23 protein-coding genes, 5 tRNA genes and 1 rRNA gene are annotated in these 24,556 nt (G+C 36.1%); 27 read left to right on the top strand and 2 right to left on the bottom strand.

Going from position 1 to position 24,556, the window contains the following annotated elements; genetic code table 11:
• The first annotated feature begins 52 nt into the window (after window positions 1–52).
• The 3 genes from rrf to MOO47_RS05410 all read left to right on the top strand — a co-directional run bounded on the left by rrf (window position 53) and on the right by MOO47_RS05410 (window position 370).
• A 5S ribosomal RNA gene (rrf, locus tag MOO47_RS05400) occupies window positions 53–169 on the top strand.
• 7 nt (window positions 170–176) lie between these two features.
• Window positions 177–249, top strand: a tRNA-Asn gene (locus tag MOO47_RS05405).
• 48 nt (window positions 250–297) lie between these two features.
• A tRNA-Thr gene (locus MOO47_RS05410) sits at window positions 298–370 on the top strand.
• 122 nt (window positions 371–492) lie between these two features.
• Here the strand turns inward: MOO47_RS05410 and MOO47_RS05415 are convergent.
• Complete coding sequence (locus MOO47_RS05415; protein ID WP_317617084.1) at window positions 493–939, bottom strand: GNAT family N-acetyltransferase; 447 nt, start codon at window positions 937–939, stop codon at window positions 493–495.
• Between the two features lie 48 nt (window positions 940–987).
• On the opposite strand from MOO47_RS05415, the gene MOO47_RS07770 reads away from it, so the two are divergent.
• The 7 genes from MOO47_RS07770 to MOO47_RS05445 all read left to right on the top strand — a co-directional run bounded on the left by MOO47_RS07770 (window position 988) and on the right by MOO47_RS05445 (window position 5,749).
• Window positions 988–1,305, top strand: a complete 318-nt coding sequence (locus MOO47_RS07770; RefSeq protein WP_396022022.1) for a DNA-3-methyladenine glycosylase — start codon at window positions 988–990, stop codon at window positions 1,303–1,305.
• A complete protein-coding gene (locus tag MOO47_RS07775) occupies window positions 1,236–1,616 on the top strand; it encodes a DNA-3-methyladenine glycosylase (protein ID WP_396022023.1) in 381 nt (126 codons plus the stop codon). Before MOO47_RS07770 ends, MOO47_RS07775 begins: the two co-directional genes overlap by 70 nt.
• 122 nt (window positions 1,617–1,738) lie before the next feature.
• On the top strand, window positions 1,739–3,199 hold the full coding sequence (locus MOO47_RS05425) for a peptide MFS transporter (protein ID WP_249512447.1): 1,461 nt from the start codon (window positions 1,739–1,741) through the stop codon (window positions 3,197–3,199).
• Window positions 3,200–3,399: 200 nt separating this feature from the next.
• Window positions 3,400–3,482: transfer RNA gene (locus tag MOO47_RS05430), tRNA-Tyr, on the top strand.
• A gap of 4 nt (window positions 3,483–3,486) precedes the next feature.
• Window positions 3,487–3,558, top strand: a tRNA-Gln gene (locus tag MOO47_RS05435).
• A 77-nt stretch (window positions 3,559–3,635) separates the two neighbouring features.
• Window positions 3,636–4,328, top strand: a complete 693-nt coding sequence (locus MOO47_RS05440; protein WP_249513550.1) for a GntR family transcriptional regulator — start codon at window positions 3,636–3,638, stop codon at window positions 4,326–4,328.
• 11 nt (window positions 4,329–4,339) lie between these two features.
• Window positions 4,340–5,749: an O-antigen ligase family protein gene (locus MOO47_RS05445; RefSeq protein WP_249512448.1), complete on the top strand. Its 1,410-nt coding sequence runs from the start codon at window positions 4,340–4,342 to the stop codon at window positions 5,747–5,749.
• Between the two features lie 116 nt (window positions 5,750–5,865).
• On the opposite strand, the gene MOO47_RS05450 is transcribed toward MOO47_RS05445, so the two are convergent.
• Window positions 5,866–6,582 (bottom strand): WecB/TagA/CpsF family glycosyltransferase, encoded by a 717-nt coding sequence (locus MOO47_RS05450; protein ID WP_249512449.1) that lies wholly within the window; start codon window positions 6,580–6,582, stop codon window positions 5,866–5,868.
• A 77-nt stretch (window positions 6,583–6,659) separates the two neighbouring features.
• Here MOO47_RS05450 and MOO47_RS05455 point away from each other — a divergent pair, with 77 nt between their 5' ends.
• The 17 genes from MOO47_RS05455 (at window position 6,660) to rlmD (ending at window position 24,541) form a co-directional block, all read left to right on the top strand.
• Complete coding sequence (locus MOO47_RS05455) at window positions 6,660–7,736, top strand: glycosyltransferase (RefSeq protein WP_249512450.1); 1,077 nt, start codon at window positions 6,660–6,662, stop codon at window positions 7,734–7,736.
• A gap of 28 nt (window positions 7,737–7,764) precedes the next feature.
• Entirely contained in the window at window positions 7,765–8,583 is an 819-nt protein-coding gene (nadE, locus tag MOO47_RS05460; RefSeq protein WP_249512451.1) for an ammonia-dependent NAD(+) synthetase, read from the top strand.
• A gap of 14 nt (window positions 8,584–8,597) precedes the next feature.
• Window positions 8,598–9,029 carry a hypothetical protein gene (locus tag MOO47_RS05465; protein ID WP_249512452.1) on the top strand — a complete coding sequence of 144 codons (432 nt, stop codon included), beginning with the start codon at window positions 8,598–8,600 and terminating at the stop codon, window positions 9,027–9,029.
• Between the two features lie 47 nt (window positions 9,030–9,076).
• Window positions 9,077–9,162: transfer RNA gene (locus tag MOO47_RS05470), tRNA-Leu, on the top strand.
• A 208-nt stretch (window positions 9,163–9,370) separates the two neighbouring features.
• Window positions 9,371–9,571 (top strand): cold-shock protein, encoded by a 201-nt coding sequence (locus tag MOO47_RS05475; RefSeq protein WP_249512453.1) that lies wholly within the window; start codon window positions 9,371–9,373, stop codon window positions 9,569–9,571.
• 102 nt (window positions 9,572–9,673) lie between these two features.
• Complete coding sequence (locus MOO47_RS05480) at window positions 9,674–10,306, top strand: glycoside hydrolase family 73 protein (RefSeq protein ID WP_249512454.1); 633 nt, start codon at window positions 9,674–9,676, stop codon at window positions 10,304–10,306.
• 51 nt (window positions 10,307–10,357) lie between these two features.
• The gene (locus MOO47_RS05485; protein WP_249512455.1) at window positions 10,358–10,933 is read left to right on the top strand and encodes a xanthine phosphoribosyltransferase; all 576 of its coding nucleotides are present in this window, start codon (window positions 10,358–10,360) and stop codon (window positions 10,931–10,933) included.
• A gap of 8 nt (window positions 10,934–10,941) precedes the next feature.
• On the top strand, window positions 10,942–12,054 hold the full coding sequence (locus tag MOO47_RS05490; RefSeq protein WP_249512456.1) for an ATP-grasp domain-containing protein: 1,113 nt from the start codon (window positions 10,942–10,944) through the stop codon (window positions 12,052–12,054).
• A gap of 15 nt (window positions 12,055–12,069) precedes the next feature.
• Window positions 12,070–13,368, top strand: a complete 1,299-nt coding sequence (gene purB / locus MOO47_RS05495; protein WP_249512457.1) for an adenylosuccinate lyase — start codon at window positions 12,070–12,072, stop codon at window positions 13,366–13,368.
• Window positions 13,369–13,494: 126 nt separating this feature from the next.
• Entirely contained in the window at window positions 13,495–15,732 is a 2,238-nt protein-coding gene (gene pcrA, locus MOO47_RS05500; RefSeq protein ID WP_249512458.1) for a DNA helicase PcrA, read from the top strand.
• Window positions 15,733–15,736: 4 nt separating this feature from the next.
• Entirely contained in the window at window positions 15,737–17,755 is a 2,019-nt protein-coding gene (ligA, locus tag MOO47_RS05505; protein WP_249512459.1) for an NAD-dependent DNA ligase LigA, read from the top strand.
• 9 nt (window positions 17,756–17,764) lie between these two features.
• Window positions 17,765–18,910, top strand: coding sequence for a CamS family sex pheromone protein (locus MOO47_RS05510; RefSeq protein WP_249512460.1), 1,146 nt, complete (start codon window positions 17,765–17,767; stop codon window positions 18,908–18,910).
• A gap of 35 nt (window positions 18,911–18,945) precedes the next feature.
• On the top strand, window positions 18,946–19,242 hold the full coding sequence (gatC, locus tag MOO47_RS05515; protein WP_249512461.1) for an Asp-tRNA(Asn)/Glu-tRNA(Gln) amidotransferase subunit GatC: 297 nt from the start codon (window positions 18,946–18,948) through the stop codon (window positions 19,240–19,242).
• A 2-nt stretch (window positions 19,243–19,244) separates the two neighbouring features.
• Window positions 19,245–20,690, top strand: coding sequence for an Asp-tRNA(Asn)/Glu-tRNA(Gln) amidotransferase subunit GatA (gene gatA, locus MOO47_RS05520; RefSeq protein WP_249512462.1), 1,446 nt, complete (start codon window positions 19,245–19,247; stop codon window positions 20,688–20,690).
• A complete protein-coding gene (gene gatB, locus MOO47_RS05525; protein ID WP_249512463.1) occupies window positions 20,690–22,120 on the top strand; it encodes an Asp-tRNA(Asn)/Glu-tRNA(Gln) amidotransferase subunit GatB in 1,431 nt (476 codons plus the stop codon). Before gatA ends, gatB begins: the two co-directional genes overlap by 1 nt.
• Before the next feature lie 13 nt (window positions 22,121–22,133).
• On the top strand, window positions 22,134–23,132 hold the full coding sequence (locus MOO47_RS05530; protein ID WP_249512464.1) for a diacylglycerol kinase family lipid kinase: 999 nt from the start codon (window positions 22,134–22,136) through the stop codon (window positions 23,130–23,132).
• 53 nt (window positions 23,133–23,185) lie between these two features.
• The gene (gene rlmD / locus MOO47_RS05535; RefSeq protein ID WP_249512465.1) at window positions 23,186–24,541 is read left to right on the top strand and encodes a 23S rRNA (uracil(1939)-C(5))-methyltransferase RlmD; all 1,356 of its coding nucleotides are present in this window, start codon (window positions 23,186–23,188) and stop codon (window positions 24,539–24,541) included.
• Window positions 24,542–24,556: the final 15 nt, after the last annotated feature.

Consider the following 24,556-nt stretch of genomic DNA (forward strand, 5'->3'; position numbering starts at 1 on the left):
TAATATTCAGTTTTGAGAGGACTAAGGTTCTTTCAGAAGAGAAGAGAGCAAGTGTGGTGGCGATAGCGAGGAGGAAACACCTGTCGACATGCCGAACACAGAAGTTAAGCTTCTCAACGCCGAAAGTAGTTGGTGGGAAACTGCCTGCGAGGATAGGTCGTTGCCACGCTGTTTATTCCGGTTTAGCTCAGTTGGTAGAGCATCTGACTGTTAATCAGGGTGTCGTCAGTTCGAGTCTGACAACCGGAGCTATAGTCGGGATACCGGCTTTTTTTGTTTACTGGTTTTCTTTTCTTCGCCAGTTTAGCTCAGTTGGTAGAGCATCGGTATCGTAAACCGAGGGTCACAGGTTCGAATCCTGCAACTGGCATGAGCATTGATCAATAAAAAAACATAGTATATATTCAATATACTGTGTTTTTTTGTTGTATAAGTATATACCCTAAAATTAAGTGTGTGCTTGTTTTCCCCAAATATTAACAGATGCATCTCTTAATTTATTGTTTTTTTCATATTGTGGTGTTTTATTCCAGCATCCAGAAATTGTTTACTGGTAACTTCATAGCCTAATTTTAGATAAAATGGCTGAGCTTGATCTTGTGCTGATAGTTCTAAATAGGTAATATTATTCATTTTGGCCTGTTGTTCTATATAGTCAAGCAACTGTTTACCTAGTCCTTTATGGCGATATTCTTTTAAAGTAGCGACACGCTGAATATGCCAACCGGAATTATCTGAAGTTCTTAAAGAGCGAGCAGTAACTACGGGGATTTCGTTGTCATATCCTACATAGTGTGTATAAATTTCTTCGTTGTTATCAATTTCCAGATCAATAGGCACATTTTGTTCTTTTACAAATACTATTTTTCTGATTTTAAGGCTATCTTGATAAATTCTATTATTTAAGTTATTAGTTTTAATAATTTTAATAGTTCTCACTTCCTATCTAGATTTCATTTTAACATTTTGATTTAGGAGTAAACAATAATGAAGTCAGGGTTAACTGGATTTTGTCAAAATAATGTAACCTCACAAATTGCGCAAGATATCTTAGGGTGCGAATTGGTTTATCGGAATGGATCACAAATTACAAGTGGATTAATTGTAGAAGCTGAAGCTTATTTGGGTGGAGAATATTCGACTGCTCATGCCTATAAAGGACATCGGAGTCTTGCTAATGAAGCATTGTATGCTGATCCAGGACCTATTATATTTATTCTCTATATGGACACCTTATGCTTAATCTGGTTACGCAAAAAAGAGATTTGCCACAAGGAATTTTATTGCGTGGTTTGCAGCCAATAAGTGGAATTGATTCAATGGAAAAAAATCGCTCACAAACTGGTTTTAACTTGAGTAATGGACCTGGTAAACTGACACAGACCTTGGGAATTACATCGAAGCAATTAAATTTAGCGTCAATTTTTGACTCGGCGTTAACTATGAAAATACAGAGAAGTAAGATTCCTCGACGAATTATGAGTTCACCGCGCATCCATGTAAGCAAACGTGGTACATGGACTGATAAGCAACTGCGTTTTTATGTATCTGGCAATCCATATGTTTCAGAAATGAATAAAAGTAATATTGATTATAAAAATTATGGTTGGATTTGATATAATCTTATATTTATAGGTTTAATTATAAATTTATTTATTATTTTTGATAAGAACTGCTTTGACTTTATTCTTAATAAATATTAAAATATCTCTTGTATGTTTAATATTAGGAGATTACTATGGAAAATAAATCTGACAGAGCGTTTTTTGGTCAACCAAAGGGTTTAGAAACGCTTTTCATGACTGAGTTTTGGGAAAGATTTAGCTATTATGGCATGCGTGCTATTTTACTTTATTACATGTATTATGCAGTTAGTAAAGGTGGTTTAGGTTTTAATCAAGAAACAGCGGCTTCAATTGTTGCTATCTATGGTTCACTAGTTTATATGACTGGTGTGTTGGGTGGTTATATCAGTGACCGTATTTTAGGTAGTCGTCGCACAGTTTTTTGGGGTGGCGTCTTAATTATGTTTGGACATATTTGTTTGTCACTACCATTAGGTGCTCCCGCATTATATATATCAATCTTATTTATTACTATAGGTACTGGATTATTAAAACCAAATGTTTCTGAAATGGTCGGCGGATTATATAGTGAAACTGATCAAAGGCGTGATGCAGGTTTCAGTATATTCGTCATGGGAATTAATTTAGGTTCAATGATTGCTCCTTTTGTGGTTAGTCAATTTTGGAGTTGGTTCAATTTCCATGTTGGTTTTTCATTGGCAGCAATTGGTATGTTCTTTGGTTTAATCACTTACTATTACCAAGGTAAGAAGTATTTACCAAAGAACAGTTTAGTTGCCCCCGATCCATTGAATCATGCAGAAAAAATTAGTTTAATTAAAAAAGTATTTGTGGCAATTATAGCGCTTATTATTATTGCTTTAGTTATGTTTATGACTAAAACGGCTAGTCTAAATAATGTTATTTTGTTGCTAAGTATTTTTGGTGTTATTTTGCCAATTGCTTATTTTATAATTATTTTGAGTAGTAAAAAAGTTACTAAGATTGAAAAATCGCGAGTTAGTGCTTATATTGGCTTATTCGTTGCCGCAGTTATTTTTTGGGCAATTGAAGAACAGGGATCGTCCATTTTGGGATTGTTTGTTGCTAACAATACTCAGTTGAATATTGGTGGCTTCAAGCTGATTCCTAGTTGGTTCCAAAGTTTGAACCCATTCTTTATTATTATTTATACGCCGATTTTTGCTTTGTTATGGACCAAATTAGGTAAAAAGCAACCGTCTTCGCCAACTAAATTTTGGTTGGGTCTTATCTTTACTGGGATTTCTTATTTAGTTTTAGTATTGCCCTTGATGTTTGGTAATGGTGGCAAAGTTAGCCCATTATGGCTAGTCTTGAGTTGGGGTATTGTAGAGATTGGTGAAATGTTGATTTCGCCAATCGGTCTATCTGTTACGACTAAATTAGCTCCAAAGGCTTTTTCTTCTGAAATGATGAGCATGTGGTTTTTGACAGATTCTGCAGGCCAAGCAATCAATGCACAATTAGTGAAGTTCTATCCTGGTCATGAGATGGTTTACTTTGGTGCTATTGGTATTGTTGCCATTTTCTTTGCCATTTTATTAATGATTGTTACACCAAAAATAAAAGAATTGATGGCTGGTATTAACTAAAAAGGTTCGACTAATTTGTCGAATCTTTTTTATTTTGTGAAGTGCTAATTTTAGTTTTTTGGCACATTAATTGTTATACTTCTTATTGTATTAATGTTTTTAGCAAAATATTCAATAGAATTCATTGAAAAAATTAAATTAACTATTGCAATGAGTGATAATATTAGGTATTATTATTTGTGTTCTATTGATAGTTTTTTGGAAGGGTAGCGAAGTCTGGCTAAACGCGGCGGACTGTAAATCCGCTCCTTCGGGTTCGGTGGTTCGAATCCACTCCCTTCCATTATTGGGTTATAGCCAAGCGGTAAGGCAATGGACTTTGACTCCATTATGCGCTGGTTCGAATCCAGCTAACCCAATTCTTAGCTGAAACGTTAGTTTCAGCTTTTTTATTTTATAAAATTAATGGGAAGTAGGAGGGAGATCTGTGCAGGAAATGCCAATTTATGTACAAATACATAATACAATTAAGCAAGATATTGCTGCGGGTAAATGGAAAATCGGGCAGCGGATTCCATCTGAAAGAGAACTAGCTACTAGTTTTAAAGTTAGTCGGATGACTTTACGACAAGCAGTACAGACGTTAGTTGATGAAGGTATTTTACAAAGGAAGGTGGGATCAGGAACTTTTGTAGCGCGCCAAAAGGTTCAAGAAAAAATGTCGGGAACAACTAGTTTTACTGATATAATGTTAGCACAAGGTAAAAAGCCTTCTAGTAGAGTTGTTTCCTATCATATGGCTAAACCTACTGCTAGCGAACGTGATCATTTGCGGCTTGTGCAATTGGATCAAGTCTTGAGAATGGAGCGGATTCGTTTAGCTGATCAATTGCCTATTTGCTTTGAGATAACTACTGTACCAATTAAGATTGTAGAAAATTTGAGTCGTCAGGAAATTACCCAATCTTTTTACCATGCTTTGGAACAAAAAGGCTATGAATTAGGGCATGCACAACAAACAGTTTCTTCTATGCTATCTTCGGAAAAAGTATCTGATTTATTAAATATTAAACGAGGATCGGCAATTTTGCGACTGCGACAAATAACTTATTTAGCAAATGGACAGCCATTTGAATATGTTAGAACTCAGTATGTGGGTGAGCGTTTTGAATTTTATTTGGAAAGATGATGGATAATATTTTGAAGAAAAAGCAGCTACAAAATTTTGGTTTATTCTTAATATATTTTGTGATATTGCAACCCGTTTTGGATGTTATTACTGGTTGGCAAGTTAAATTAATGCCACACTTTGGTTTAACGATCGGTGTGTTGGTGCGCGCCATAGTATTATTAGCAGTTATTTGTTTTGTGGTTTTTGCAGCTAAAGAGAATAGTAATTGGTTAGATCGTTTGGTTCCTTGGTATTTAGTCACGTTATTAGTTTTTATTATTGTTAATTTAGTAGTTAGTAAGTTTAATAAACCTGTTTTTTCGCTGACTAATGAAGGCGTCAGTACTTTTAAAACGATAAATTATTTGTTAATTTTTTTAGGTATGTATTACGCATTACGTAATTTAAAAATAGAAACTGTTAGAGTTTTAGTACCTAAAGTTATCTACTGGGCCGTTATGATAATTAATATAGTCATGATTGGGGCAACTTTAACGCATAGTGGCTTTAATACTTATCCTCAGGGTAAAGTTGGTCAAAGTGGCTGGTTCAACGCTGGAAACGAATTAGGTGCTATATTAGCCATTTCTTTTCCGATAATATTATTATATGCGATTAATTATTCTTATAAACATGGTAGATATTGGCATTTTATTGGTGTTTTTTTAACAGTATCTTCTGTCGTGATGTTAGGAACCAAAAGTTGTTTTTATGGTATGATTATTGGCTTGATTTTTGCTTTAGTTTATTTAGTTATTAAATGGTTTACTAAAACTAAAAATGGCAAAAGATCACAAAATTCAGTCAATATTTTGTTGATTATGGTCACTTTTATCGGAATTGGGATGATTTATCCAAAATCGCCGGTGCACATGAATAGCGCAATTCAAGCGGATATTATTAAGGATAATCAAGCCAATAAGAAAAAAATTATTCGTGATAAAAAAGAACATAAACATATGGATCATTATGAGAAATTTTTGATTCAAAACAAGGAATTGAGCAACCCATTAGTTGCCAAATTATTAAGTGGTCGTACTAACTATTTTCGGGTAACTGCTGAGCAATACACTAGAGCCCCTGTAGCACAAAAATTGTTTGGGCTAGGTGTTGGTGGCAACTATAAAAATAGACCCCGAACAATTGAAATGGATTTATTTGATCTCTATTTCCAATTTGGTATTATAGGATCAATCTTAACAATATTACCTTTAGTTGGGTTGATTTTATATCTGGCATTTTATTTTGTTCGTTATTTAACCAAGTATGTTATTCAAGACAACTTACTGTACTTTGTGGCTTTTGGTCTAGGACTTTTCATGTCAATTTTGTCTGGACATGTGCTGAACGCTCCTGGTGTAAGTATTTATTTCGGATTAGTAGCGGCGTATTTAGTGAATCAATTGGAATATTTTTCGCAAAATAAAAAAAGATACTAAAAACAGTGCTCGATAATAGTTGGTTAGCCAGCTGATTATGCAGAGCACTGTTTGTTTAATTAGCAAGCAAAATAAAATCCGCTACACCTAAAATAGTCTTGGCGGATTTTATAATACTAATGTTGTTCTTTTTTTACTAGTTTAATGAACCGAGGTAAAACTTTGATGCGCTTCAACCTTGTAGGATGTGTAGCAAAGCGGTAGAACCATTCCAAATGAAGATCTTGGAAAATTTTTGGCGCGCGTTTGACTTTGCCTGATAAAACATCAAAACTGCCTCCGACACCAATCCATACAGCGTCGCTAATATTACGATTACGAGCGATAAATTCTTCTTGTTTGGGATAACCTAAAGCTACTGCTACGATGTTAGGTTGCTTTTCTTTAATATCAGCAACAATTGGCTGCTTATCAGTAAAATAACCATCATTGTAACCTACTAGCTGTAAATTAGTATATTTTTGCTGAATATTTTGAACAGTTTGTTGAATAATTTCGGGCTTAGCACCTAAAAGATATATTTTCAGACTATGATTATTGGCAATTTCTAGTAAACTAGTAAGTGTATCAAAACCAGTAATCCGCTCAGTCAATGGTTTGTTGAGCATTTGTGATGCTTTAACGATTCCAATGCCATCTGGGGTAATATAATCTGCCTGCTGAATTAATTGTTTGTAAGCGGGATTATCATGAGCATAAACGGCGATTTCTGGATTAGCAGTTACAATAAAAGTATTTAGTTTTTTTTGCAGGCGTTTAACTAATTCTTGATTGAACTTTTCCTGGGTAGTGTTGATAAAAGGTAAATCTAAGATTGTTATTTTTTGATTCAATTTATCTACTCCTTGCTGAATTACTTTAAGTGTACGATAACTGTAAAATTTTAACAATTTAATTGTGAGGGTAATTTATGAAAACTTTACAAATTAATGCTGGTAATGAAACCGGCGGTGGACGCACTGTAATTATTAATTTATTAGCGGCGTTGAATAAAGAAGAAAATCATAATTCGCAGTTGCTCGTTTTTGAAAAGGGACCAGTATCTGATTGGTCAATGAAAAAAGGTCTGCCGACAACGATTATGAATCAAAGCAGTCAATTTGACTTGCGAGTAGTTCATCGGTTGAAGAAGTTTATCAATGATAACCAAATTGATGTCGTTAACACCCATGGGCCACGAGCTAACTTTTTAATGAGCTTAATTCATAAAAAAGTCAAAGCTAAGTGGGTAATTACAGTTCATAGTGACCCTAATGTTGATTTTCCGGACACACTGAAGGGTAAAATTATGACTAAATTGAATGTGCGAGCTTTAAAGAAAGCTGATTTACTAACATTAGTGACACCTCGTTTTCAACCCATTTTAGAAAAATTAGGAGTAGCAAGAGCTAAAATACATCCTATTTTTAATGCAATTGAATTTAGAAAACAAGCGCCGCAAACGACACGTCAACCAATTTTTACGATGATCAATGTTGCTCGTTTAGTACCAGTGAAAAATCAACAATCTTTGATTCGTGCATTAGCAGATTTAGATTTTGATTATCGATTGCAAATTATTGGTAATGGTGTTGATGAACCAAAACTGAAGAAATTAACTAAAAGGCTCAATTTAGAACCTAAAATTGATTTTGTGGGTTTTAAAGACGACACTACACCGTATTATGATAATGCTGATCTTTTTGTGTTACCGTCCACTTCAGAAGGTTTCTCAATGGTGCTTTTAGAATCGGCTAATCACGGCCTGCCAATGATTGTTACAGATACTGGATCCAATGCTTCAGTCATTGCTCCCAATACTGGCTGGGTTGTAGAGATTAATAATATTGAACAGTTGAAGAAGGCAATCTTAGCTGCTCATGAAAAATGGGAAAACGATCAATTAAGGCCGATGGGACAAGCTTTTTATCAATATTGCGCTAAGAATTTTTCTAGCACCCATTTAGCAAAGACGGTAACGAGTATTTACCAAGATATGCTAAAATGAGTTCTATTTGGTAATGGGAGGTTTGAAAATGCGAGCTTTGCAAAAAGAGATTATTGAATATGAAAAAGTGCAACCAACAATTGATCCACAGTTGGAAGTGAAACGCTCAATCGGATTCATGAAAGAATTTTTGAAAAAAAGTGGTTTAAAAACTTTAGTTTTGGGTATATCTGGTGGGCAAGATTCCACTTTGGCTGGTAAATTAGCGCAAATGACTGTGGAACAATTACGTCAAGAAACAGGTCAAAAAAGTTATCAATTTGTAGCAGTACGGTTGCCGTATGGTCAACAAGCTGATGAAAGTGATGCTTTGCAATCAATCAATTGGATGAAACCTGATCAAGTTTATCGTGTTAACATTAAACCGGCAGTAGACGCTATGGTTGACAGCATTGCCGAAAATAATTTAGTTATTAATGATTTTAATAAGGGCAATATTAAAGCTAGACAACGCATGATTACGCAATATGCGATCGCTGGTGAATTGCAAGGTTGTGTTGTGGGGACAGATCATTCTGCTGAAAATGTAACCGGTTTTTATACTAAATTTGGCGATGGTGCAGCTGACATCACTCCTCTGTTCAGGTTAAATAAACGACAAGGTAAGCAATTACTAGAATTTTTGGGAGCACCTAGCATGTTGTATCGAAAAGTACCAACAGCTGACCTAGAAGAAGATCGTCCTGGATTAGCAGATGAAGTAGCTTTAGGTGTTACTTATCAGGAAATAGATGATTATTTAGAGGGTAAAGAAATTGCCGCTGATTCTGCGAAAAAGATTGAATCCTGGTACTTAAAAACAGCACATAAGCGACAATTGCCATATACAGTATTTGATAAATTTTAGTGAGGTAAAAACTTATGAATAAAGCACAACAGCGTGCAATTAAATATGTAAATACGTTGAATGAGATTATTGAAACAACGCAACAAGTTCAAGAAAAATTAAATCCGGGCTATCAAGAAATTAAAGCTGCTTTGGAGCAAGAAAATTTGATCAATATGGATGCTAGCCACTATTTGCAAATTCAAAGTAGTTTTCAAATGGGAACTGATGAATATGCTGAGTTGACAAAAAAATTACAACAAACTAAAGCACCTGCTCGTATAATGGGTGTTAATATGCTTTTGGTTGATGCTTATAAAGATTATGTGGTAGCTTGTCAATCGATGGTTGACAGCATGCATGATGATCGGACGGTAGATCAAGAACAATTTTTGGCTGCAGAACAAGCACAAGATAAAGCTACAGATTTAATCAGTAAGCATTTGCAAAAAATGAATCAAATGTAACTTGCAAATTTTGCTCATTCATATTATCATGAATGGGTGTTATTTTTGCGGGTATGGCGGAATTGGCAGACGCGCAAGACTAAGGATCTTGTGGAGAATTATCTCCGTGGAAGTTCGAGTCTTCTTACCCGCATTAGGTGGTCTTGTTATGAGGTTGCTTTTTTGTCGAGAATTATTTCTTAAAAAAACATTAATTTTTTAAGAAGTGTGATTGATTATATTTTTCGAACATGTTAAGATAAGAACGTATTTTTGAATGGTTATGGTTCGATGGTTCATGTGTAACTACATCCATATAGACCACAATGAAATGCAAAAAGTGTTTTGAGGAGGATGTTCACATGGAACATGGAACAGTAAAATGGTTTAACGCTGAAAAGGGTTATGGTTTTATCACTCGCGAAGATGGTAGTGATGTATTTGTACATTTCTCAGCTATCAACGGTGAAGGTTATAAGACTCTTGAAGAAGGTCAAGCAGTATCTTTTGATATTGAAGAAAGTGACCGTGGACCTCAAGCTGTCAACGTTAACAAAGACTAATTCCATCAGTTTTAGTTTGAACCAGCCATTTGGCTGGTTTTTTTGTACATAATTTGCGTACTTAAAAAGGGGATATCCGGAAGTCGGATAAGGGTTAATAATTTGGCAAAAAGGTTACGTTTTAAAAAATTCAAAAAAAATCCTGGTCGTTCATTACTGACTGTTGGTGCCTGCACAGTCGTGCTCGTGGTTTTATTGACAATAGTCAGTTTGTTACGTCCAACAGCTGATCACCAAACTAAATCTGTGACTGTTACTAATCAATATAATCAAAAAAATGAGTTCATTAAACAAATTGCACCAGCAGCAATGAAGTATGGCAATCAGTATGGTGTTTTTCCTAGTATTACGATTGCACAAGCTATTTTGGAAAGTGACTGGGGAAAAAGTCAGTTAGCTGCCGATTATCATAACTTATTTGGGGTAAAATCTGATGGCGGAGATCAGTACGTGTCTTTGCAAACTAAAGAATATGTTAATGGTGATTGGCAAACAGTGTCAGCTCAATTTCAAATATATAATAGTTTTGATGCTTCTATTGCTGACCATGATAAATTACTGGCTTACGGAACTAGTTGGAATACACATCAATATAAGCATGTGCTAGCATCAAGCAATTATGTTGAAGCTGCTCAAAATCTGCAAGTAGATGGCTATGCGACAGACCCTGACTATACTGATAAGATCATTAGTTTAATTGAAAAATACAATTTATATCAATATGATACCAAGTAATCATTAATTGCCGTATCATGATTGCTAAATAATAGTCTGGAGGAGATAGCTGTGAAAGAATTAGAAGATAAGATTCTGGAAAAGGGGCAGGTATTAAATCATGATGTTTTGAAAGTTGATAGCTTCTTGAATCATCAGGTTGACTCGCAACTTATGTATAAAATAGGTCAAAATTTCTATGAATATTTTAAAGCTCAACCGATTACTAAGATTTTAACAGTAGAATCTTCAGGCATAGCACCAGCAGTAATGACTGGATTGTTTTTTCAGGTGCCAGTTGTTTTTGCCCGCAAGCATCGTTCAGTGACGATGAATAGTGATATATTTGTGGCGGATGTTTATTCTTTTACTAAAAAAGTTAATAATAAAATTAGTATTTCTAAAAATTTTTTACAATCAAGTGATAATGTCTTGATCGTTGATGATTTTTTAGCTAATGGACAGGCAATTGCTGGGCTCACGGATATCATTAACCAGGCAGAAGCTACTTTATATGGAATTGGCATTGTTATTGAAAAGACTTTTCAAAAAGGTCGCCAAATGGTTGAGCAACAGCAAATACCAATTAAATCTTTAGCACGGATTGCAGGTTTTCAAAATGGTCAAGTTATTTTTGCTGAAGAGTGAGGAAAAAGATGAATTTTCTAGGACCGAATAGTACAGTTGGAATTATCACAGGTGATAAGCAGCCTCTGAGGCTTGCACAAAAAGCTAATGAAATGGGATTTAAAGTTGTTGTGCTAACTCAACAACTTGCTATGTGGAAATTTGTTGATTGTCAAGTGATTGTTGGTGATTCACAAAATAGAGTCGATTTGCAAAAATTATTAGACGTTAGTGATGTAGTTTTGTATGGAGAAGGTAACGTTCAACTAGCGGATCTACAGACTTTGACCGCTGCGTCTAAGTTGGTGCAGGACACGGAAATCTTAGATTTGGTGCAAGATGCGTATTTGGAAAAATGCTTTTTTAACGATAATAATATTAATATACCGCCATTTACGACTGTTGTAGATCAAAATGATTTGCAACAAACTGTACAAGAAATTGGTTTTCCTTGCGTCTTAAAGCCAATTCAGCGTAGTTTAAATCATTCCTTTCACAAAATCTTTACTAATCAAGAAGAAATTGATAACTATCGATTGCCGATGCAAACTTTTATTTTGGAATCTTTAGTAGATATTGAACAAGAGTTATTTGTTATGGTCGGTAAAGACCAATCTAAGCAAATTCAATTATATCCAATTATTAAAGTTAATCAGACGGATGGCCTACAAACAGCTTTTGTCAATCTAAAAGACAACGATGTTATCGCTAAAGAGGTCCAAGATATTGCACAAACCATTGCTACTGCGATCACTTATCAAGGCTTGTTAGCTGTTAAATTGTGTGTTACAAAGACTGGCATGCTTTATGTCGAACGAATTTATCCGGGGACGATTTTTGCTGCAGATATTTATCGCGAAGTAATGAATTTTTCACAAGAAGAGCTATTGTTGCGCAGTGTTTGTCAATGGCCGATGCCCTTAGGGCAACCTAGAATTAGTGGCTGCAACTTAATGGTTACACATGACAATTTAGACCAAATTATTAAGTTGGTTCAAGAACATCCTCAATGGAAAGTAACTTTTAATAATAATTATCAACAAGATGTCGGTTCCAATCACGTAGGCGTTCTAACGATAACGGCTGATAGTGAACAAAAATTACGCAGAATGGTAAATGCCACTAATTTATGGAAATTATAAGAGGTATAAAATTTGATGGTTATTAAAAGATATCAGCGTCCAGAAATGGCACATATTTGGAGTGAACAAAATAAATATCAAGCTTGGCTTGATGTGGAGATAGCCGTTGACCGAGCTTGGAATAAATTAGGTAAAATTCCGGATACTGATTTGGCAAAAATTGAACAAAATGCGTGTTTTGAAGTGGCTGATATTTTAAAAATGGAGCAAATTACCAAACATGATGTGGTAGCTTTTACACGAACAGTATCTAAGAGTCTAGGACCAGAAAAGAAATGGATACATTTTGGAGTTACATCGACTGATGTTGTGGACACAGCTTATGGCTATTTGTTGAAGCAAGCCAACGATTTATTACGAAATGATTTACGAAAATTAAAGCAAGTGGTGGCGCAAAAAGCTAAGAAATATCAAGATACGGTGATGATTGGTAGAACACATGGCGTCCATGCTGAACCGACAACGTTTGGCTTAGTTTTGGCTAACTGGTATGCAGAAATTAACCGCGATATTGACCGTTTTGAGCATGCAGCTACGGGAATTGAAGTTGGTAAAATCAGTGGTGCAGTTGGGACTTTTGCTAATATCCCACTAGAAGTAGAAAGTTTGGTTTGTGCAGAATTAGGATTAACTCCCCAAGATATTTCGACGCAAGTTTTGCCGCGTGATCTGCATGCAGAATATATCATGACCTTAGCATTAATTGCTTCTTCTTTGGAGAGATTTGCTTTAGAAATAAGACACTTACAACGTACCGAAGTACGCGAAGTGGAAGAATATTTTGCGGCCGGTCAAAAAGGTTCTTCCGCAATGCCGCATAAGCGCAATCCGATTGGTTCGGAAAATATTACTGGTTTAGCGCGTGTGATTAAGGGGCATGTTTTCACAGCTTTAGAAGATATTCAGCTGTGGCATGAACGTGATATTTCACATAGTTCTGCTGAAAGAATTATTTTACCGGATACTACTGAATTATTGGATTACATGTTGCAACGTTTCACTAAAATTATGCAAGAATTGACTGTTTTTCCTGATAAAATGGTAGCTGATTTGAATATTACGCATGGTTTAATTTATTCACAACGGGTCATGTTAAAATTGGTGGAAGCTGGATTGAGTCGTGAGCAAGCCTATGATCTAGTGCAACCTAAGACAGCGCAAGTTTGGGAACAACAAGTTGATTTTCGTCAACTTTTAGAGTCAGATAATACGATTATGCAGCATTTAACGCAAGCCGATTTAGATGATGCTTTTGATTACCAATGGCATTTGCGTAATGTGCAATCTGTGTTTGATCGCTTAGGCTTAATTTAATATTGATTATTTAGGCGGGATAAGTTTGTTATCCGCGCCTTTACTTTTTTATGTTGGTAAATCAGTTTTACAAGCCGTACTTTGCTATAATTAATTTGAATAATTACGAAAAAGAGGAAGATTTTCATGTCTGATGCAGCGATTTTGCAAGGCTTAAATGATAAACAGCAATTAGCTGTCAGCACAACGCAAGGTCCGCTATTAATTATGGCAGGAGCTGGCAGTGGTAAAACTAGAGTTTTGACACACCGTATTGCTTATTTAATTCAAGATAGGCAAGTTTTGCCGTGGCATATTTTAGCAATTACTTTCACTAATAAAGCGGCTCGTGAAATGCAAGAACGAGTTCAGAAATTATTAGGTGAAAGTGCTCAAGGTGTTTGGGTATCTACTTTTCATTCAATGTGTGTACGAATTTTGCGCCGTGAAGCTGAAGCTATTGGTTATAGTCGTGCTTTTACAATCACTGGTTCGTCGGAACAATTAACTTTGGTAAAACAGATCTTGAAGCGTTTAAATTTAGACCCTAAGAAATATGATCCACGTTCACTTTTGCATATTATTAGCAATGCTAAAAACAGTGTGCAGACACCGGAAGATTATCAAAAAGTGGCTGCTTCACCGTTTGAAAAGATCGCGGTTGATGTTTATCAACAATATCAGAAAAGTTTGCAAGATAATCAAAGCATGGATTTTGATGATTTGATTATGCAGACGATTATTTTATTCCAAACTAATCCGCAAGTTTTGCAATATTATCAAGATAAATTTCAGTATATTCACGTTGATGAATACCAAGATACCAATGATGCACAATATCAGTTAATTTATTTATTAGCACAAAAGCACCAAAATCTATGTGTAGTTGGCGATGGTGATCAGAGTATTTATGGTTGGCGTGGTGCAAATATGGATAATATTATGAACTTTGAGAAAGATTATCCTACAGCGCAAACGATTTTGTTGGAGCAAAATTATCGTTCCACGCAAAATATTTTGCAAGCAGCCAATGATGTTATCGCGCATAATAATTACCGTAAGCCTAAAAAATTGTGGACTGATAATCCAGCCGGAGAATTGATTACTTATTATCGCGCTGCTACAGAAAAAGACGAAGCAATTTATGTGATTGAGCAAATTAAAAAATTGCAACAAGAGCAAAATTATCATTTAACTGATTTTGCCATTTTATATCGAACTAATGCCCAATCGCGTATTTTAGAGGATCGTTTATTAAAAGCCAATTTACCTTACAAGATTATAGGTGGACATAAATTTTATGATCGTAAGGAAATTAAGGATACTTTAGCTTATTTACAGTTGATTGCTAATCCTAAGGATTCTTTGAGTTTTCAGCGAATCATTAATGAGCCTAAAAGAGGAATTGGTGCCGGTTCGTTAGAAAAGTTGCAGTCTGTGGCTTTGGAGCAAGATTGGAGTTTGTTAGAAGTTGCTTTGAATGCTGATACGGTAGGTAATTTGACTACGCGTGTCAAAAATAATTTACAAAAATTTGCCCAATTTATTACCGAATTGATTGATAATCGTGCGGGACAATCAATGACTGAGTTACTGACACAAACTTTAGAAAAAAGTGGTTATGTCGCGGAATTAGAGCGACAAGATACATTGGAAGCGCAAACCCGCTTAGAAAATATTCAAGAATTATTGACAGTTACCCAGCAATTCGATAAAGATTATCAACCTGAAGACGAAAATGCTGACCGTTTGGTAGATTTTCTAGCTGACTTAGCCTTAGTTAGCAGTGAAGATCGTACTGATGACAAACAAGATCAATTGACCTTAATGACTTTGCACGCAGCCAAAGGATTGGAATTTCCGGTAGTCTTTTTAGTTGGAATGGAAGAGGGAATTTTCCCATTATCGCGTTCTCTAACAGATGACAATGAGCTGGAAGAAGAACGCCGGCTAGCTTATGTGGGAATTACGCGAGCACAAACTAAATTATATGTAACTAGCGCTTGGTCCAGAATGTTGTATGGACGCACGCAAAGTAATGTACAATCACGCTTTATAGATGAAATTAGTACTGATTTGTTGGATGTGCAAAATAATTCTAATATGCAGCAAATGGAGGCCGACTACCCATTTGAGAATTCTGCACGTTCAGTGCGTCGACCACGTAAGCATAATCAGCCACCTAAAGCGCCTGAAGTAATGAACCATTTTGCGACCGAAACGATCATTTGGCAAGTCGGTGATCAAGTTCAACATAAAAAGTGGGGTACAGGTACAGTTGTCAAAGTAACCGGTAGCGGTGAAAATACTGAATTGGATGTTGCCTTTAGTGAACAAGGTATTAAACGCCTATTAGCTGAGTTTGCGCCAATTCAAAAAGTATAGGAGGTTGCTATTTTTGGATAAAAATCAAGCCGAGCACCAATTAGAGCAGTTGCGCAAAAAGTTAAATCAAGATCGCAAAGCTTACTATACTGATGATGCACCTTTAACAACAGATGCTAATTATGATCAAAAATATCAACAGCTATTAAAGTTGGAGCAACAATATCCAGAGTTGATAACTGCCGATTCGCCCAGCCAATTAGTGGGGGGAGCTGTATCACCAGAATTTTCTAAAGTTAGTCATGAAATACCGATGCTTTCGATGGGGGATGTTTTTTCTTTCGCAGAATTGGCAGAATTTAATGAACGCGTTAAGAAATTGATTGGCCATCCAGTAGATTATAATGTGGAACTTAAAATAGATGGATTAGCTTTAGCTTTGCTTTATCAAGATGGTAAATTAGTGCAAGCTTCTACACGTGGTGATGGATCAGTTGGTGAAGATGTAACTGCTAATGTCCAAAATATTGTTGATGTACCAAAAGTTTTGCCATATCCTATCAATGTTGAGGTTCGTGGTGAATGCTACATGTCTAAAGCAGCTTTTCAAAAGTTGAATGATGCCCGTGATCAAGATGGACAAAATGTTTTTGCTAATCCGCGTAATGCTGCGGCTGGCAGTTTGCGGCAGCTGGATCCGACAATAACTAAGCAGCGGCAATTAAGTACGTTTATCTACACTTTGGTTGATCCCGAAGATCTGCAAGTTACTGAACAGTCTGAAGCTTTGGCAAAAATGGCAGAATTAGGTTGGCATACTAATACTACTAGTTTTGTTAGTCATGATTTAATAGGAGTAGCAGACTATATTGCAAAATATCAAAAATTGCGGTTAGATTTGCCTTATGACATTGATGGTATAGTTTTAAAGGTTAACAATTTGAATTTGCAGCAAGAATTAGGTAATACAGTTAAAGTACCGCGTTGGGAAATTGCCTATAAATTCCCACCAGAAGAAGCTAAGACGGTTATTCGGCAAATTGTTTGGACAGTAGGACGTACGGGAGTGGTGACACCAACAGCAGTAATGGACCCTGTCCAATTGGCAGGAACAACAGTAACACGAGCTACTTTGCACAATATGGCGATGATTCAGCAAAAAGATATTCGCTTAGGTGATTCGGTAATGCTTTATAAATCTGGTGACATTATTCCAGAAATTGCCAGAGTCTTGGTTAATGAACGCTCTAAGAACAGCACTAGCTATCAAGCACCGACTTTATGTCCATCTTGTGGATCTAAATTGGTCCATTTGGAAGATGAAGTTGCATTACGTTGTATCAATCCCATGTGTTCAGCGCAAGTTAAAGAAGGTTTGACACATTTTGCTTCACGCGATGCTATGGATATTACGGGGTTAGGTCCACGAATAATTCAGCAATTATGGGATCAACAATTAGTTCATGATGTGGCTGACTTATATCGACTTACAGAAAGTGATTTAGCGCAATTAACAGGTTTCAAAGAAAAATCCATTAACAATTTGTTGCAGTCTATTGCATCTTCAAAGCGCAATTCGCTAGAACATTTATTATTTGGCTTGGGAATACGCCATGTTGGTGCTAAAGCTGCACGGTTATTGGCTCAAAAATTTCAAAATATGACTGCTTTATTGCAGGCTTCTAAAGAACAGTTGGCACAAATTGACAGTTTGGGTGAGATTATTGCAGATAGCGTGACCGTTTACTTTGCTAATCCAAAAGTTCAAGAATTAATTAGAGATCTGCAACAATTAAATGTTAATATGAATTATGTAACTGCTAATTTAGTGTCCGATGTATCTAATGATAATTATTTTACAAATAAAAAGGTGGTTATCACTGGCACTTTAGCACATTATAAGCGTCATCAATTAGGTGAATTGTTGGAACAATTAGGGGCTCGGGTTACCAATTCAGTTTCACAAAAGACTGATTTATTGATTGCTGGTCAAAAGGCAGGTAGTAAACTCGGCAAGGCACAACAGTTAAATATTACCGTTATGAACGAAACACAATTACAACAAAAGCTAGATTCATTGTAGGGGTTAAGTATGAAGAATTTTTATAAAGTAGGATTAATGCTAACAGTTAGTGCATTGTTGGCGGGTTGTGGCAATTTAACTAATTCTTCTTTGTCATCGCATTCTAATGGAACTAAGACCAGTAAAGTAACTACTACTGGTACTTCAAAATCAGGTCAATATAGCACATTGTTGCAAGGTGGTGAATACCATACGAGTGCGATTACCGGACTCAATTCTGAAAGTGATAGTGACAATGCAAGTAATCCTAAATCATTTGAAGCCGGACTTTTGGAGATATCCAAAAAAGAATTTTCACCTGATAAATATTTTTTCCAAGAGGGGAAAATGATCTCTGCTAGTCAGGCACAAAAATGGCTGGGGCGAAAATCTAAAAATAATCCGGAAGGTTTAAATCCGGAGGATAATGGTTCAACGGATGCTGATAAGCGCAATCCTATTTATTTACAGCAGTTATTGGAACAAGATTTTTATACACAAAATGACAAAAACTATGATTTATCAGGTATGACAATTGGTTTATCAATGAATGATGTAGATTATTATACCAAGGAAAAATATGGTGCTAAGTTTGAAACCAAGATTTCTGATGAGCAGCGTTTGAGCGAAGGTCGTGAGATGGCTAATGAAATTGTTAATCGTTTGCGGCGGAGATCCAATTTGAAAAATATTACTATTACAGTAGGATTATACAAGCAAAATGTTAATGATTCACTGGTTGGTGGTACTTTCTTTAATTATGGCGTAAGTTCTCCTGGGCAAAAAAAGGTCACTAATTGGAAAAATATCAGTCAGCAAAATCAAGTTTTGCCAGTAGTTAACGATGAAAAACCAATTAATAGTAATGATTCAGAAGATTTTTCGAACTTTAAGAATCATATTCAAAGTTATTTTTCAAATTTAAGTGGAGTAACTGCGCAAACGCATTATCAAGATGGTAAGCTAAAGGGTATGGCAATCAATATTACGACGCAATTTTATGGTGTAGCGCAGATTGATAGTTTTACACAGTTTGTACAAGATGCAGCCGGCAAATATTTACCACAGCAGCCGACAATTGAGATTAAAATTCAGACTGTGCAAGATCCTGAGGCAATTTTGGTGAAAGATTACAATACCAAACAGTATAGTAGTCATGTGTTTGCATCTTATTAATAGATATAAGTTGTAAGAAGAAAGGAAGTTTAAAGATGCTTGATAAAGAACTAGTACAACACGTAGCTCATCTGTCAAAGCTAGAATTTGACGAGGCTGATTTAGAAAAATTCACTTTACAGTTAGACGAAATTATTCAAATGGAAAATGAGCTAACTGCAGTCGATACTACTAATGTCCGGCCAACAACACACATTGCGCGCCAAGAAAGTACTTTTCGGGCTGATGAACCGCAAAAAGGACCTAGCCGGACTGAGTTACTATCTAATGTGCCAGAACAAGCTGATGGCTTCATTAAAGTTCCATCAATATTGACAACGGAGGAGGATTAACTGTGAATTATTTTGATGAAACGATCACTTCTTTGCACCAAAAATTGGTTACTAAACAAATTAGTAATGCTGAATTAGCTCAAGCAACTTTAGACAATATTGATAAAACTAACGATACTATTAATTCTTTTATTTCAGTAAATACGTCCATTGGTCAAGAACCGGCATTTGAGATTGCTGCTGACCAACCCCTACAAGGTATACCGTTAGCAATTAAGGACAATATTTTAACTAAAGATTTAAAAACTACAGCAGCTAGTAAAATGTTGGCTAACTTTCGGCCTATTTATGAAGCAACTGTAGTTGATAGAGCTTTACGAGCAGGCATGGTCAACATTGGCAAGACCAATTTAGATGAGTTTGCGATGGGTTCATCTACGGAAACATCATATTTTGGTGCAACTAAGAATCCTTGGAATTTGAATAAGGTTCCTGGTGGCTCTTCTGGTGGTTCAGCTGCAGCCGTGGCTTCAGGGCAAGTTATTGCAGCACTAGGAACTGATACTGGTGGTTCTGTGCGCCAGCCTGCTTCATTTAATGGTGTTTTTGGTATTAAACCTACTTATGGGCGTGTTTCACGGTGGGGTGTGATTGCATTTAGTTCTAGTTTGGATCAAGTTGGTATTTTATCACGTCATGTTGTTGATTCGGCGCAAATTTTAGAGGCTATCAGTGGCTATGATAAGCATGACGATACTACTTCAACACAGGAAGTACCGGCATTTAGTAAAATTAAAGCTGATGTTAAGGGATTGCGAGTTGCTGTACCAGAAGAATTTATGGGTTATGGTGTTGATCCTAAAGTTAAAGAGCAAGTTCAAAAAGCAATCAATACTTTACAGCAGCAAGGTGCCGTTGTGGAAAGTGTGCAATTGCCTCATGCACAGTACGCTGTCCAAGTTTACTACATTATTGCTTCTAGTGAAGCTTCATCTAATTTGCAAAGATATGATGGGATTCGCTATGGTTATCGGGCTGATGATGTTCATAATTTAGAAGATGTTTACATTAAATCGCGGAGTGAAGGTTTCGGTGATGAAGTTAAGCGACGCATCATGTTAGGAAGTTTTGCTTTGTCAGCAGGTTATTTTGATGCTTATTTCAATAAAGCTGCTCAAGTAAGAACTTTAATTATCGAAGATTTTAAGAAAATTTTTGCAGATTATGATTTAGTAGTTGGACCTACTGCACCGACTACGGCTTTTGATCTTAATTCGCGAATTGATGATCCTGTAGTTATGTATATGAACGATATTTTGACAATTCCTGCTAATTTAGCTGGTTTACCAGCGGCTTCTGTTCCTGTAGGCTTGGCTGATAATATGCCAGTAGGATTGCAGTTGATTGCACCTCCCTTTGCTGAACAAACGATTTTTAATGCGGCACAAGTTTTAGAAAATGAAAGTAACTTTTTGCAAATGCAACCAAAGATGGGAGGTCAAAAATAATGAATTTCGAAACGACAATTGGACTTGAAGTACACGTTGAATTAAAAACTAAATCTAAGATGTATAGTCCTTCTCCTGTTAGTTATGGGGCTGCTCCTAATACAATGACCAATGTGATTGATTTTGGTTTTCCTGGCGTTTTGCCAACTTTGAATAAGAATGCTTACCGTTTAGGCATTATGGTCGCACTGGCTTTAAATGCTGAAGTTGAGCATCATACACATTTTGATCGTAAAAATTATTTTTATCCTGATAATCCTAAGGCTTATCAAATTACGCAAAAAGAAAAGCCACTGGCCCACGATGGTTGGGTGGAAATTGAAGTTAATGGTCAACACAAAAAAATTGGAATTGAAGAAATGCATGTGGAAGAAGATGCGGGTAAAAACACGCATGCCACTGATGGTTATTCTTATGTTGATTTAAATCGGCAAGGAACCCCGCTGATTGAGATTGTTTCCAAACCTGACATTACTTCACCAGAAGAAGCCCATGCTTATTTAGAACGTTTACGACAAATTATTCAATTTACCGGTGCTTCTGACGTTAAGATGGAAGAAGGATCAATGCGTGTGGATACTAATATTTCGATTCGACCAATTGGTTCTGACAAATTAGGACAAAAAGTAGAGTTGAAGAATTTGAACTCCTTTAAGCACGTTTTAAATGGTTTAGCCTATGAACAAAAGCGCCAAGCTGATATTTTACGGGCTGGTGGCAGTATTGGACAAGAAACCAGACGTTATGATGAGGCAACTGGATCAACTATTTTGATGCGGGTCAAAGAAGGTGCTGATGATTATCGATATTTCCCAGAACCAGATTTGCCAGATTACCATATTACCAGTGAATGGATAGAACAAATTAGCCATGAAATACCAGAAATGCCTGATAAAAGGCGACAACGCTATATTAAAGAATTAGGAATTCCGGAATATGATGCTGGTGTTTTAACTGATACCAAAGAAATGTCAGACTTTTTTGACCAAACTGTAGCTTTGAATGCTGATCCTAAACAAGTTTCTAATTGGTTAATGGTGAATGTTAACGCTTATTTAAATGAAAATAATTTAGATTTAGAGCAAACCAAATTGACGCCACAGAATTTAGCCATGATGATTAATTTAGTGAAAGACGGTACGATTTCTTCAAAAATTGCGAAAAAAGTTTTTGCCGAAACGATTGCTAATGGTACTGATCCGAAGGCTTGGGTGGAGCAAAAGGGAATGGTGCAACAATCTGATCCTGCCGTTTTAGAACCTATCATTAACCAAATTTTAGATGATAATGAGCAATCTATTATTGATTTTAAAAATGGTAAAGACCGCGCTTTTGGCTTTTTAGTTGGTCAAATTATGAAGCAAACACGTGGTAAGGCTAATCCTAAAGTTGTTAATCAGCTTTTGACGGCAGAAATTAATAAACGCTAAGAGGATACAGTGCATGAAAGCTCGTTTAATTTATAATCCTACTTCTGGAAATGAAACAATTTTAAAAAGTGTAGCGGATATTCTTGATGTTTTAGAGCTGGCAGGTTATGAAGCTAGTGCTTTTCGTACTACACCTGAACCATTATCGGCCCAAAACGAGGCTAAAAGAGTTGCTGAAGCAGGCGTTGATTTAATTGTTGCTGCTGGTGGCGATGGAACTTTGAATGAAGTGGTCAATGGGATTGCCCCCTTAGCTAAAAGACCACCAATGGCCATTATTCCGGGAGGCACAACTAATGATTATGCACGTGCTTTGAAGATTCCACGTAACGATCCAGTAGCGGCAGCTAAAATTATTTTGAAAAAGCAATTGCTGCCAATGGATATTGGGCAAGCTGGTGATCATTATTTTATGAATATTGCTGGCGGTGGTTCTATTTCAGAGCTGACATATGAGGTGCCATCTGAATATAAGTCGATCTTAGGTTATTTGGCTTACCTGGTAAAAGGCGCGGAAATGATCCCACGGATTAAGCCGATGAATATGCATTTAGAATACGATGATGGTGTTTATGACGGTGATGTGACACTTTTTTTGTCTGGTTTGACCAATTCGGTTGGTGGATTTGAACAGATTGCACCGGATTCTGAGCTAGGGGACGGCAAATTATCATTATTAATCGTTAAGGGTGCTAATATTGCGGAATTAATGGTATTAGTTGCTAAGGCACTTAATGGTGGCAAACATATTCATGATCCAAAAATAATTTATACAAAAACTAAGAAATTGTTTGTTAAATCCAATGATAACAATCAGATTATGATTAATTTGGATGGTGAATATGGTGGTGATGCGCCGATCACATTGAGTGTGTTACGCCATCACATTAGTATGTTTGCTGATGTTGATGCCATACCAGATCAATCGATTAATTCGGAAACATTAGTGCAAAAACAGGCAGAAGATAACTTTGTGCAAGGTGTAAATGCCTTGCGACATGATGAAGACTAAGTTTTAATAACCCGAGTAGGTCTAGCTGCTCGGGTTTAATTCTAAGGAGAATTATGCAAACAACTAATTTAACCAAGAATCAACAAATAAAGCTCAATATTTTAGACTTGTCTTATGAGGGGTTAGGGGTAGCCAAAGTTGATGGCTATTCTTTATTTGTTGAGAATGCACTGCCAACAGAACAAGTGGTAGCAATTGTGACCAAAGTGGGCAAAAATTTTGGCTTTGCCAAAACTATCGAAATTTTGCGACCATCAGCTGATCGTGAAACACAATATGATCTTAAATATTTACAAACCGGCATTGCCCCTTTGGCGCATTGGCGTTATGAACGTCAACTAGAGTTTAAGCGTCAGCAAGTTGTTAATAATTTTGCTAAACAAAAATTAACGATCCCTGTTAAGGAAACATTAGGGTCACAAGATCCGGTGGGGTATCGCAATAAGGCACAAATTCCAATTCGAACGGTTGCTAATCAAGCTACGACGGGTTTTTTCAGAAATCGTTCGCATAATTTGGTGCCAATGGAAGATTTTTTGATTCAAGATCCACAAATTGATCAAGCAATTAAACAAATTCGTGATTATATGCGTGAATTGAATATTCAAGGTTATGATGAAATTAAGAATAATGGACAAATACGCCACATCATGGTGCGTCGTGCTTATTATACAAGAGAGATTATGATAGTGTTAGTTGTTACTAATTCTAAATTCGCTACTTTGCCACAGCTACTGGATAAAATTATGCAAAATATGGCACCAACTTCTTTGTACATTAATGTTAATTCAAAAAAGACCAATGTGATTTTGGGATCTAAATTTAAATTAGTTGCTGGACAAGAATACATTACAGATGAAATTCTGGGTAAAAAATTCCGCATTTCACCGCAATCTTTTTATCAAGTTAATCCTAAACAAACACAAAAATTATATCAGCTGGCAATTGATGCAGCAGATTTGAAAGGCAACGAAATTGTTGTAGATGCTTACTCAGGAATTGGAACCATCGGTTTGAGTATGGCTGACCGTGCGCAAAAAGTCATTGGCATTGAAGTTGTGGATCAAGCGGTGCAAGATGCTAAAATGAATGCGGCAATTAACGGCATTACTAATGCCGAATTCATTCAAGGTAAAACAGAAGATGTTTTACAAAAATGGGCCAAAGAGCAACAAAAGATTGATGTTCTAATAGTTGATCCACCGCGTAAGGGATTAGCGGATCGTCTTGTTCAAAGTATTTTGGCGTTGCAGCCACAAAAAATTGTTTATATTAGTTGTAATCCGGCTACTTTAGCACGTGATGTAGCAGCCTTGGCCGATGTCTATCAAGCTAGCTTTGCAACACCAGTTGATATGTTTCCACTTACCAAGCATGTGGAAAGTGTTACTACTTTAAATGTACGTTAAATAATTAGCAGCCTG

It is taken from the genome of Bombilactobacillus thymidiniphilus, from assembly GCF_023380245.1.
Lineage (GTDB): Bacteria > Bacillota > Bacilli > Lactobacillales > Lactobacillaceae > Bombilactobacillus > Bombilactobacillus thymidiniphilus.

Coding starts and splice junctions, on each gene's coding strand:
- gatC (WP_249512461.1), top strand. CDS start 18,946: ATGCTTGATAAAGAACTAGTACAACACGTAGCTCATCTGTCAAAGCTA.
- MOO47_RS05475 (WP_249512453.1), top strand. CDS start 9,371: ATGGAACATGGAACAGTAAAATGGTTTAACGCTGAAAAGGGTTATGGT.
- MOO47_RS05455 (WP_249512450.1), top strand. CDS start 6,660: ATGAAAACTTTACAAATTAATGCTGGTAATGAAACCGGCGGTGGACGC.
- rlmD (WP_249512465.1), top strand. CDS start 23,186: ATGCAAACAACTAATTTAACCAAGAATCAACAAATAAAGCTCAATATT.
- nadE (WP_249512451.1), top strand. CDS start 7,765: ATGCGAGCTTTGCAAAAAGAGATTATTGAATATGAAAAAGTGCAACCA.
- MOO47_RS05440 (WP_249513550.1), top strand. CDS start 3,636: ATGCCAATTTATGTACAAATACATAATACAATTAAGCAAGATATTGCT.
- MOO47_RS05425 (WP_249512447.1), top strand. CDS start 1,739: ATGGAAAATAAATCTGACAGAGCGTTTTTTGGTCAACCAAAGGGTTTA.
- purB (WP_249512457.1), top strand. CDS start 12,070: ATGGTTATTAAAAGATATCAGCGTCCAGAAATGGCACATATTTGGAGT.
- gatB (WP_249512463.1), top strand. CDS start 20,690: ATGAATTTCGAAACGACAATTGGACTTGAAGTACACGTTGAATTAAAA.
- MOO47_RS05530 (WP_249512464.1), top strand. CDS start 22,134: ATGAAAGCTCGTTTAATTTATAATCCTACTTCTGGAAATGAAACAATT.
- MOO47_RS05465 (WP_249512452.1), top strand. CDS start 8,598: ATGAATAAAGCACAACAGCGTGCAATTAAATATGTAAATACGTTGAAT.
- MOO47_RS05490 (WP_249512456.1), top strand. CDS start 10,942: ATGAATTTTCTAGGACCGAATAGTACAGTTGGAATTATCACAGGTGAT.
- MOO47_RS05510 (WP_249512460.1), top strand. CDS start 17,765: ATGAAGAATTTTTATAAAGTAGGATTAATGCTAACAGTTAGTGCATTG.
- MOO47_RS07770 (WP_396022022.1), top strand. CDS start 988: ATGAAGTCAGGGTTAACTGGATTTTGTCAAAATAATGTAACCTCACAA.
- MOO47_RS07775 (WP_396022023.1), top strand. CDS start 1,236: ATGCTTAATCTGGTTACGCAAAAAAGAGATTTGCCACAAGGAATTTTA.
- pcrA (WP_249512458.1), top strand. CDS start 13,495: ATGTCTGATGCAGCGATTTTGCAAGGCTTAAATGATAAACAGCAATTA.